At 69.8% G+C, this 10,017-nt stretch carries 12 protein-coding genes; 3 read left to right on the top strand and 9 right to left on the bottom strand.

Going from position 1 to position 10,017, the window contains the following annotated elements:
• Positions 1-90: 90 nt before the first annotated feature.
• The 4 genes from ACTS11_RS04910 to ACTS11_RS04895 form a co-directional block, all read right to left on the bottom strand.
• Complete coding sequence (locus ACTS11_RS04910) at positions 91-351, bottom strand: hypothetical protein (protein ID WP_442639226.1); 261 nt, start codon at positions 349-351, stop codon at positions 91-93.
• On the bottom strand, positions 348-1,730 hold the full coding sequence (locus ACTS11_RS04905) for a pyruvate dehydrogenase complex E1 component subunit beta (protein ID WP_442639225.1): 1,383 nt from the start codon (positions 1,728-1,730) through the stop codon (positions 348-350). Before ACTS11_RS04905 ends, ACTS11_RS04910 begins: the two co-directional genes overlap by 4 nt.
• Before the next feature lie 16 nt (positions 1,731-1,746).
• Positions 1,747-2,769 (bottom strand): pyruvate dehydrogenase (acetyl-transferring) E1 component subunit alpha, encoded by a 1,023-nt coding sequence (pdhA, locus tag ACTS11_RS04900; RefSeq protein WP_442639224.1) that lies wholly within the window; start codon positions 2,767-2,769, stop codon positions 1,747-1,749.
• A gap of 119 nt (positions 2,770-2,888) precedes the next feature.
• Positions 2,889-3,182, bottom strand: a complete 294-nt coding sequence (locus ACTS11_RS04895; protein WP_442639223.1) for an FtsB family cell division protein — start codon at positions 3,180-3,182, stop codon at positions 2,889-2,891.
• A 132-nt stretch (positions 3,183-3,314) separates the two neighbouring features.
• On the opposite strand from ACTS11_RS04895, the gene ACTS11_RS04890 reads away from it, so the two are divergent.
• Positions 3,315-4,916 (top strand): acyl-CoA dehydrogenase family protein, encoded by a 1,602-nt coding sequence (locus ACTS11_RS04890; RefSeq protein WP_442639222.1) that lies wholly within the window; start codon positions 3,315-3,317, stop codon positions 4,914-4,916.
• Here the strand turns inward: ACTS11_RS04890 and ACTS11_RS04885 are convergent.
• The 5 genes from ACTS11_RS04885 to gap (ACTS11_RS04865) all read right to left on the bottom strand — a co-directional run bounded on the left by ACTS11_RS04885 (position 4,909) and on the right by gap (ACTS11_RS04865) (position 9,653).
• Positions 4,909-5,793, bottom strand: coding sequence for a fructose bisphosphate aldolase (locus ACTS11_RS04885; RefSeq protein WP_442639221.1), 885 nt, complete (start codon positions 5,791-5,793; stop codon positions 4,909-4,911). The genes ACTS11_RS04890 and ACTS11_RS04885 overlap by 8 nt on opposite strands.
• 96 nt (positions 5,794-5,889) lie before the next feature.
• Positions 5,890-7,071: a phosphoglycerate kinase gene (locus tag ACTS11_RS04880; RefSeq protein WP_442639220.1), complete on the bottom strand. Its 1,182-nt coding sequence runs from the start codon at positions 7,069-7,071 to the stop codon at positions 5,890-5,892.
• A gap of 156 nt (positions 7,072-7,227) precedes the next feature.
• A complete protein-coding gene (gene gap, locus ACTS11_RS04875) occupies positions 7,228-8,232 on the bottom strand; it encodes a type I glyceraldehyde-3-phosphate dehydrogenase (protein ID WP_442639219.1) in 1,005 nt (334 codons plus the stop codon).
• Between the two features lie 173 nt (positions 8,233-8,405).
• On the bottom strand, positions 8,406-8,549 hold the full coding sequence (locus ACTS11_RS04870) for a glyceraldehyde-3-phosphate dehydrogenase (RefSeq protein WP_442639218.1): 144 nt from the start codon (positions 8,547-8,549) through the stop codon (positions 8,406-8,408).
• A 99-nt stretch (positions 8,550-8,648) separates the two neighbouring features.
• Positions 8,649-9,653, bottom strand: a complete 1,005-nt coding sequence (gene gap, locus ACTS11_RS04865; RefSeq protein WP_442639217.1) for a type I glyceraldehyde-3-phosphate dehydrogenase — start codon at positions 9,651-9,653, stop codon at positions 8,649-8,651.
• Between gap (ACTS11_RS04865) and ACTS11_RS04860 the strand changes: the two genes are divergently transcribed.
• Together ACTS11_RS04860 and ACTS11_RS04855 are read left to right on the top strand one after the other, a co-directional pair.
• Positions 9,643-9,912 carry a hypothetical protein gene (locus ACTS11_RS04860; RefSeq protein ID WP_442639216.1) on the top strand — a complete coding sequence of 90 codons (270 nt, stop codon included), beginning with the start codon at positions 9,643-9,645 and terminating at the stop codon, positions 9,910-9,912. The genes gap (ACTS11_RS04865) and ACTS11_RS04860 overlap by 11 nt on opposite strands.
• Positions 9,909-10,017: DUF808 family protein (locus ACTS11_RS04855; RefSeq protein WP_442639227.1), on the top strand; the 109-nt coding region annotated here is incomplete at its 3' end. The genes ACTS11_RS04860 and ACTS11_RS04855, both read left to right, overlap by 4 nt.

The following is a 10,017-nucleotide window of genomic DNA, read 5'->3' as shown; positions in this document are numbered from 1 at the left end:
GGGCCAGCGTGCCGTCTTCCATCGTCGGAGAGAGGGCGGGCATCAGGATCTCGGTCGGCATCGTCGGGGCTCTCCCTTGTCGCTCGCCGCTCAGGCGGCGGTCTCGAGCGTGATCTGGTCGAAGGGCGCCCTCGGGCGGGCGCCGGAGTGGAGCGTGCGGATCGCGTGGACCAGCGCGTGCGCCTGGCTCTCGATCCATTCGTAGGCGGCCTGGTGGGACACGCGGGCCGTCTGCCCGTGCTCGGCCGACAGCAACGCCTCGGGGATCAGCGCCACCACCTCGGCCCCCTCGATGTCGAGGCCGATGCGGTAGGCGTCCGAGGCCCGCGTCTTGCCGAGCACGCGCATCATCCGCGGTAGGTCACGGCCTTGACCGCATCCATGACCTCCTTGACCGAGGTCAGGGCCAGCTTCTCGAGGTTCGCGGCGTAGGGCATGGGCACGTCCTTGCCCGTGCAGTTCAGGACCGGCGCGTCGAGATAGTCGAAGGCGTGCGTCATGATGTAGGCCGAGAGGTGGTTGCCGATCGAGCAGACCGGGAACCCTTCCTCCACCGTCACGCAGCGGTTGGTCTTCTGCACGCTGGCGATGACGGTGTCGTAGTCCAGCGGGCGCAGCGTGCGGAGGTCGATCACCTCGGCGTCGATCCCCTCCTTCGCGAGCTGTTCGGCGGCCTCGAGCGCGTAGGTCATGCCGATGCCGAAGCTCACGATGGTCACGTCCGTGCCCTCGCGCCAGATGCGGGCCTTGCCGAAGGGGATCGTGAGGTCGTCCACCTGCGGCACGTCGAAGGAGCGGCCGTAGAGGATTTCGTTCTCGAGGAAGATCACCGGGTTGGGGTCGCGGATCGCGGTCTTGAGGAGGCCCTTGGCGTCGGCGGCCGAGTAGGGCTGCACGACCTTCAGGCCGGGGATGGAGGCATACCAGGCCGCGAAATCCTGGCTGTGCTGGGCGGCGACGCGGCCCGCCGCGCCGTTCGGGCCGCGGAACACCATCGGCGCGCCCATCTGGCCGCCCGACATGTAGAGCGTCTTGGCCGCCGAGTTGACGATCTGGTCCATCGCCTGCATGGCGAAGTTGAAGGTCATGAACTCGACGATGGGCCTGAGGCCGCCGAAGGCCGCGCCGACGCCGAGCCCGGCGAAACCGTGCTCGGTGATCGGCGTGTCGATCACGCGGCGCGCGCCGAACTCGTCCAGCAGGCCCTGCGTCACCTTGTAGGCGCCCTGGTACTCGGCCACCTCCTCGCCCATGACGAAGACGGTGTCGTCGCGGCGCATCTCCTCGGCCATGGCGTCGCGGAGCGCCTCGCGCACGGTCGTCTTCTTCATCTCGGCATCCGCCGGCCAGTCGGGCGACGCGTTGGCCTTGCGCGGCTGCGGCGCGGGGGCGGCCGTCGCGGGGGCGGGGTCGGCGCGTCCCTCGGAGGTCTCGAGCGCCACGGGGGCGGGGGCCGCGCCGCCTCCGGTCTTCTCGGGCACGTCCTCGCCTTCTTCTACAAGAATGGCGATGGGGCTGTTGACCTTCACGCCCTCGGTGCCCTCGGCCACGAGGATCTTGCCGATCACGCCCTCATCCACGGCCTCGAATTCCATCGTGGCCTTGTCGGTCTCGATCTCGGCGAGGATGTCGCCCGCCGACACGGTGTCGCCTTCCTTCACCAGCCAGCGGGCCAGCGTGCCGTCTTCCATCGTCGGAGAGAGGGCGGGCATCAGGATCTCGGTTGCCATCTGTCGTCGTCTCCCCTCAGGCGTCCTGCGGCGCCACTTCGGCGTAGATGTCTGTCCAGAGCTCGTCGAGCGAGGGCTCGGGGCTCTCCTTCGAGAAATCGGCGGCCTCGTTCACGATGTCCTTGATTTCCTTGTCGATCTTCTTGAGATCGTCCTCGGTCGCGTGCTTGCCGGTCAGCAGGAGCTGGCGCACGTGCTCGATGGCGTCGCGCTTCTCGCGCATCTCCTGCACCTCCTCGCGCGTGCGGTACTTCGCGGGGTCGGACATGGAGTGGCCGCGGTAGCGGTAGGTCATCACCTCGAGGATGTAGGGGCCCTTGCCCGCGCGGCAGTGCGCGACGGCCTTCTCGCCCGCCGCCTTCACGGCGAGGACGTCCATCCCGTCCACCGCCTCGCCCGCGATGCCGTAGGCGGCGCCGCGCTCCCAGAAGTCGGGGGACTTCGTGGCGCGTTTCACGCTGGTGCCCATGGCGTACTGGTTGTTCTCGATCACGAAGATGCAGGGCAGATCCCAGAGCTGGGCCATGTTGTAGGTCTCGGCGACCTGGCCCTGGTTGGCCGCGCCGTCGCCGAAATAGGTGAAGGTCACGCGGTCGTTGCCCTTGTACTTGTCCGAGAAGGCGAGGCCCGCGCCGATCGGCACCTGGGCGGCGACGATGCCGTGGCCGCCGTAGAAGTGCTTCTCCTTCGAGAACATGTGCATCGAGCCGCCCTTGCCCTTGGAGTAGCCGCCCTCGCGGCCCGTGAGCTCGGCCATGACGCCCTTGGGGTCCATGCCGCAGGCGAGCATGTGGCCGTGGTCGCGGTAGGAGGTGACGCGCTTGTCGCCCTCGTCCGCGGCGGCCTCGAGACCGACGACGACGGCCTCCTGCCCGATGTAGAGGTGGCAGAAGCCCCCGATCAGCCCCATGCCGTAGAGCTGGCCGGCCTTTTCCTCGAATCGACGGATCAGCAGCATGTCACGGTAGTAGGCCTTCAGCTCCTCGGCCGATACGTTCGGCTTGGCGGCTGATGTTGCAGCGGTTTTCCGGGTCGCCATGCGGTTCAGGTCCTCCCCGCCCAATGGGATAGTTTAACGTTGAACTATCCATAGCAAAGCGCGGGCGGCATGACACCCCCCCTTTGGCCGCTAAGGTGACGCAGGGGGAGGGGGCCCGGTCAGGGCAGGACGATCTCGTCGGGGCGGACGTAGCCCAGCACGTCGCGCGCCCGCTCGTCGAGGAGGTCGAGGTCGAGATAGTCGTCCGAGAGGCGGCGGGTCAAAATCTCCATCCGCCCCGTCTCGGCCTCGAGGCGGGCGAGTTCCAGCGCCAGGCGCTCGGCCTCGGCCTCGATCTGGATGCGGCGGAAGAGGCCGTAGGTCCCCTGCACGGCGGTAAAGGTGAAGTAGCCCGCGACCAGCAGGAGGACCGTGGTGATGCCCAGCCCGGACCAGGAGATGTTGCGGAACATGCTTCTGCCTCGCCTCGCGGGGCGCCTCTGGCGTGCGCCTTGGCGCGGAGAATCGCACAGGCGCGGGCATTTGTGAATCCCCCGTGACGCCTTGATTCCCCGCGCCTATCCTGTTCCCCGGGAGGTGTTGCAATGGAGCCGACAATCCGCCTCGCCAATCATGAGGTGACGAACCAGCCGCCGGCCATCGGCGACCGCGACCTCCTGGCGGGCGACCCGGCGCTGCGGTGCCATGGCGAGGGCGCCGACGCGGCGGCCTTCGCGCAGGCCCTCGGCCGGGCCGAGGTGGCCGAGTGGGGGCGCGAGGCGAACCGCCGCCTGCCGGAGCTTCGCCTCTTCGACGCGGGCGGGCGGCGCCTCGACGAAGTGGCCTTCACCGACGCCTACCACCGGCTCATGGCGCTGGGGCTCGGCGCGGGCTATGCCTCCGGGCCCTGGACGGGCGGCAGCCACCTGACGCACGCGGCGCAGGTCTACCTGATGAGCCAGGTCGAGCCCGGCGCCTGCTGCCCGATGACGATGACCTACGCCGCCGTTCCCGCGCTCCGGGCCGCCGCGCCGGACCTCGCCCGCGACTGGGTGCCGAAGCTGACCGCCGCCGCCTACGATCCCGCCGTGGCGCCCCTGTCACAGAAGCGCGGGGCGACCCTCGGCATGGCGATGACCGAGAAGCAGGGCGGCTCGGACCTGCGCACGAACGCCACGCGGGCCGAGCGCGCGGACGGGCACTGGCGCCTGACGGGGCACAAGTGGTTCTGCTCCGCGCCAATGTCCGACGGGTTCCTGACGCTCGCGCAGACCGGGGCGGGACTGACCTGCTTCCTCGTGCCGCGCTGGCTCGAGGGCGGGACGCGGAACGCGATCCACCTCCAGCGGCTGAAGGACAAGCTCGGCAACCGCGCCAACGCCTCGGCCGAGATCGAATATCACGGGGCGGTCGCATTCCTCGTGGGCGAGGAGGGGCGCGGCATCCCCGCGATCCTGCGCATGGTGCATCACACCCGCCTCGACACGGCCATGGCGCCCGCAGGCCTCATGCGCGCGGCGCTCGACCACCTCGCGCACTGGGTCCTGCATCGGAGCGCCTTCCAGCGCCGCCTCGCCGACCAGCCGCTGATGCGCGCGCTCCTCGCCGACCTCGCCCTCGACTGGGAGGGGGCGACGGCCCTCGGCCTCCACGTCGCGCGCGCCTTCGACGATCCCGCCCGCGCGCCCTTCGCCCGCGTCGCGGTGGCGCTCGCCAAGTTCCTCAACAACAAGCTCGCCCCCCGTGTCATCGTCGAGGCGATGGAGGGCCTCGGCGGCATGGGCTATGTCGAGGACACGGCCCTGCCGATGCTCTACCGCGAGGCGCCGCTGAACGGCATCTGGGAGGGGTCGGGCAACGTCATCTGCCTCGACATCCTGCGGACGCTGGCGAAGGAGCCCGGGGCGGGCGCGCAGCTTCAGGCCGATCTCGACGCCGCGAAGGGGGCGAGCCGCGCCTACGACGCCGCGCTCGAGACCCACCGCGCGCGCTGGCCCGGCCTGCCGCCGGAGGCCGAGGCGCGCTGGTTCGCCGAGCGGACCGCGCTCCTCCTGACCGCCTCCGTCCTCCTCCGGGCAGCACCCGCGCCGGTCGGAGACGCCTTCGCCGCGACCCGTCTCGCGGGCGAACGCGGCCACCTGGCGGGCAGCCACGCGCTCGCCCACCCGCAGCCGCTCCTGGAACGGATCGGCCCCGCCTTCAGGTGATCGAGGCGCCGTAGATCGAGTCGATCGTCGCGGCGATGGTCGCGTTGAACTCGTCGTCCGACTGCTGCGCCGACAGCCCCTCGGTCAGCGCGCGGCTGAAGCTCGCGATCATGCCGTGGTTTTCCGCCAGCTTGGCGTTCGCCTCGTCCCGGCTGTAGCCGCCCGACAGCGCCACGACGCGCAGCACCTTGGGATGCGCGATGAGCGGCGCGTAGAGGTTCGCCTTGGTCGGCAGCGACAGCTTCAGCATCACGGGCGTGTCGAGCCCGTCGAGATGCTTCTGGATCGAGGCGAGCAGAAGCTCCTCCGCCGCCGCCTTGTCGGCGATGCTGATGGTCACTTCCGGCTCGAGGATCGGCACGAGACCCTTGGCCAGCACCTGCCGCCCGAGGTCGAACTGCTGGGCGACGATGGCCTCGATCCCCGCCGGGTTCGCCGCCGAGATGACGGAGCGCTCCTTGGTGCCGAAGATGCCGTGCGCCACCGCCCGGTCGAGCAGCGCGTCGAGGCCCGGGATCGGCTTCATCAGCTGGACGCCGTCGGCCTCCGCCTCGAGCCCCTTGTCGATCTTGAGGAAGGGCACCACGCCCCGCTCCTCCCAGAGGAACGCCGCCGAGGGCTTGCCGCCCATCTCCCGGTCCATCGTCTTCTCGAAGAGGATCGCGCCCACGACCTTGTCGCCGGTGAAGGCGGGCGCCGTGGCGATGCGGGTCCGCATCTCGTGGATGAGGTCGTACATCTCGTCCTCGGAGGCATAGGCCTCCTCGCCGATCCCGTAGAGCCGCAGCGCCTTGGGCGTCGATCCGCCCGACTGGTCGAGGGCCGCGATGAAGCCCCGGCCGCTCTTCATCTGCTCGCGCATCGCGTCGTTCGTCATGAAAATCCTCTCCGTTCTCTCAAATGCCCCTTGGGCGGGAGGAATATTCGCGCAGGCGCGCCCTGTCCATCATGGTGGCGCAAACATCGCGCGGGCTCAGCCCCGGTCGAGCGCCGCGACGCCCGGCAGCGTCTTGCCCTCCATCCACTCGAGGAATGCGCCGCCCGCCGTCGAGACGTAGCTGAACCGCTCCGCCGCGCCCGCGCGGTTGAGCGCCGCCACCGTGTCGCCGCCGCCCGCGACCGAGACGAGCTGCCCGCCCGCGCTGCGCGTCGCGGCATGTTCCGCCGCCGCGTTCGTCGCCGCGTCGAAGGGCGGGATCTCGAAGGCGCCGAGGGGTCCGTTCCAGATCAGCGTCCGCGCCCGGTCGATCGCGGCGCGGATACGCGCGACGCTCTCGGGGCCCGCGTCGAGGATCATCGTGCCGGGCGGCACGGCGGTCGCCGCGACGGTGGTGTTCTCGGCATTGGCCGCGAAGGCCTCGGCCACCACAACGTCCGTCGGCAGGATGATCTCGCAGCCCGTCTCCCCGGCCTTGGCGAGGATCTCCCGCGCCGTTTCGCCGAGGTCGTGCTCGCAGAGCGAGCGCGCCACGTCCACGCCTTCGGCGGCGAGGAAGGTGTTCGCCATGCCGCCGCCGATCACCAGCATGTCGACCTTCTCGATCAGGTTCGACAGGAGATCGAGCTTGGTCGAGACCTTGGCCCCGCCCACGACGGCGAGAACCGGGCGCTCCGGCGCGCCCAGCGCCGCCTCCAGCGCGCGCAGTTCCGCCTCCATCAGCCGCCCCGCGCAGGCGGGCAGCAGGTGCGCGATGCCTTCCGTCGTGGCATGGGCCCTGTGCGCCGCCGAGAAGGCGTCGTTGCAGTAGACGTCGCCGAGCGCGGCGTAGGCGCGGGCAAGCTCGGGGTCGTTCGTCTCCTCGCCGGGATGGAAGCGCGTGTTCTCCAGCAGCGCCACCGCCCCCGGCGCCAGCGCCTCGAGCGCCGCGCGGTCGGGCGCCTCGAGGAAGGCCACCTCCTGCCCGAGCGCCGCCTCGAGCGCCGGCACCACCTGGCCGAGCGACATCTCCGGCACCGGCTGGCCCTTCGGCCGCCCGAAATGCGCCAGCAGCACCGGGCGCCCGCCCGCGGCCAGGATGTCGCGCACCGTCGGCACGATCCGCTCGATCCGCGTCGCGTCCGACACCCGCCCGTCCTCGACGGGGACGTTGATGTCGACGCGGGTCAGCACGATCTTCCCGCCGAGATCCATGTCGTCGAGCGTCTTCCAGGTCATCGGGGCCTCCTCAGGATGCGTCTCCCGAGGTCATAGCAAAGAACGCCCGGCGCGCCAGCCTCCGGCCGACCGACATGCGTATTTGCCGGAAAGATGAAGGAAAGGCGCGCGCCCGTCTTCATCTTTCTCCAAATACGCACTTTGGAGCGCGGTCTCTCAGAGGTGCCTGCCCATGGCGACCGCGGTGTCCGCCATCCGGTTGGAGAAGCCCCATTCGTTGTCGTACCACGACAGGATCCGGCACATGTTGCCGTCGAGAACCTTGGTCTGGTCGGTGTGGAAGATCGAGGAATGGGCGTCGTGGTTGAAGTCCATCGAGACGAGCTTCTCGTCGGTGTAGCCGAGCACGCCCTTGAGCGGGCCGGACGAGGCCGCCTTGCGGATCGCGTCGTTGATCTCCTCGACGCTGGTGTCGCGCGACGCCTCGAAGGTCAGGTCGACGACCGAGACGTTCGGCGTCGGCACCCGGATCGCGACGCCGTCGAGCCGGCCGTCGAGTTCCGGCAGGACGAGGCCCACGGCGCGCGCGGCGCCCGTGGAGGTCGGGATCATCGACATGGCGGCGGCGCGCGCGCGGTAGAGGTCCTTGTGCATCGTGTCGAGCGTCGGCTGGTCGCCGGTGTAGGAATGCACCGTCGTCATGAAGCCGCGCGCGATGCCCACCGCCCGGTGCAGGACATGGGCCACCGGCGCGAGGCAGTTCGTCGTGCACGACGCGTTCGAGACGATCAGGTCGTCCTTCGTCAGCCTGTCGTGGTTGACGCCGTAGACGATGGTCTTGTCCGCCCCCTTGGACGGGGCCGAGACGAGGACCCGGCTCGCCCCGGTCTCGAGGTGGACCTGCGCCTTCTCCTTGTCGGTGAAGATGCCGGTGCATTCGAGGACGATGTCGACGTCGCCCCAGGGAAGCTCCCTGGGGTCGCGCATCGCGGTGACCTCGATCGGGCCGCGGCCGACGTCGATGCCCGATCCCGTCACCTTCACCTCGGCCGGGAAGCGGCCGTGGACGCTGTCGTAGCGCAGGAGGTGGGCGTTCGTCTCCACGGGCCCGAGATCGTTGATCGCCACCACCTCGATGTCGGTGCGCCCCGACTCGATGATGGCGCGCAGCACGTTGCGCCCGATGCGTCCGAATCCGTTGATCGCGACCTTGACTGCCATGTTCTCTCCGCTCCTCGCAGGGCCTTGCCGGCCGTGTGCACGCGTGGCCGGGACGCCGCCCGACCTGATGTTACCGCTAACATCCCTAGCCGGGGCGTCCCGCTCCTGCAAACCAGAATGGGGGGCGGGGCGCGGCGACACAACCCCGCAGGAGGGTAGGACCGCCGCGGCGTTCAGCGCCAGAAGGCCATCCAGTCGAGGAGCCCGGCGAATTTCCGCGCGAGGAAGAAGACGACGTCGCCCTCGTTCAGGACCGCGTCGGCGAGGACGCAAGCGACGATGAAGGCGGCGAGCCAGGCTGCAACGCTGTTCGTCATGTCCTGCCGCCGCTTCGTTCCGCTGCCCGTTGTTGCGGGCAGAGTGGCACGCGCCGCGGCCCGGGCCAAGCCCGCACACGCCGCGGCGCGGAAGTGCGCTCAGTGCAGGAGGCGGCCCATCGCGGCGGAGACGTCGGCCATCCGCGCCGAGAAGCCCCATTCGTTGTCGTACCACGCGAGCACCCGCACCGTGCGGCCGCCCACCACCTTGGTCTGGTCGGGCGCGAAGATCGAGGAATGCGTCGTGTGGTTGAAGTCGATCGAGACCTTGGGCTCGGGGTCGTAGGCCAGCACGCTGCGCATGTGCCCCTCGGCCGCCTCGCGCACGACCTCGTTCACGTCGGCCACGGTCACGTCCTTCCTCGCCTCGAAGGTCAGGTCGACGCAGGAGACGTTGGGCGTGGGCACGCGCAGCGCGGTGCCGTCGAGGCGCCCTTCGAGTTCCGGCAGCACCTCCTTCAGCGCCTTGGCGGCCCCCGTCGAGGTCGGGATCATCGCCATGGCGGCGGCGCGCGCGCGGTAGAGGTCCTTGTGGCGGCGGTCGAGCGTCGGCTGGTCGCCGGTGTAGCTGTGGATCGTCGTCATGATCCCGCGCTCGATGCCGATGGCGTCGTTCAGCACCTTGGCGAGCGGCGCGAGGCAGTTCGTCGTGCAGGAGCCGTTCGAGACGACGTGGTGGCTGTCGAGCAGCTCGCGATGGTTCACGCCGTAGACGACGGTCTTGTCGGCGTTCTTCGCGGGCGCGGAGACGAGGACGCGGCGCGCGCCGCGGGTCAGGTGGACCGCGGCGGCGTCGCGCGAGTTGAACTTGCCGGTGCATTCGAGGACGACATCGCAGCCCTCCCAGTCGAGCTCGGCCGGATCGTAGGTGGAGAAGACCTTCATCGGCCCGCGCCCGAGGTCCATCGTGTCGTCCTTGACGCGCACCTCGGCGCCGAAGCGGCCGTGGACGCTGTCGTATTTCAGGAGGTGGGCATTGGTCTCGATGGGGCCGGTGGCGTTGATCTTGACCACCTGGACGTCGTTGCGGGCGGCCTCGGTGATATGGGCCAGCGTGCAGCGTCCGATGCGTCCGAAGCCGTTGATGCCGAGAGTGATCGTCATGAAGTGCGCCTTTCCTGAAATCCGCGAGAGCCCTGCCAATGCTGCACCGGATACAAAAGCATACCGCCCGCGTGAAGCCGAAAAATCGCGACTTTCCGGCATGTTAGCGAAAACATCCGGCGTTTGCGCTAACATCGGTGCGGTTTTGGGCGGCGGGCGATGCCGCGCCGCCGCGAAGGCGGGCGTCGGCCGGGTTGTCTCGGGGGCGGGCGTCGGTATGCTCGGCGCTCCGGATCAGGCGGACGGGGTGAGGACATGAGCGGGCTGCTGGCGCTCCTCGACGACGTGGCGGCGATCGCGAAGGTGGCGCCCGCCTCGGTCGACGACGTGATGGGGCAGGCCACCAAGGCCGGCGCCAAGGCCG

The sequence above is a fragment of the Roseicyclus sp. genome (assembly GCF_052168335.1).
GTDB lineage: Bacteria > Pseudomonadota > Alphaproteobacteria > Rhodobacterales > Rhodobacteraceae > Roseibacterium.
Note: the sequence above shows the minus strand (reverse complement) of the source record. Positions and strands in the feature narration are given on the sequence as shown.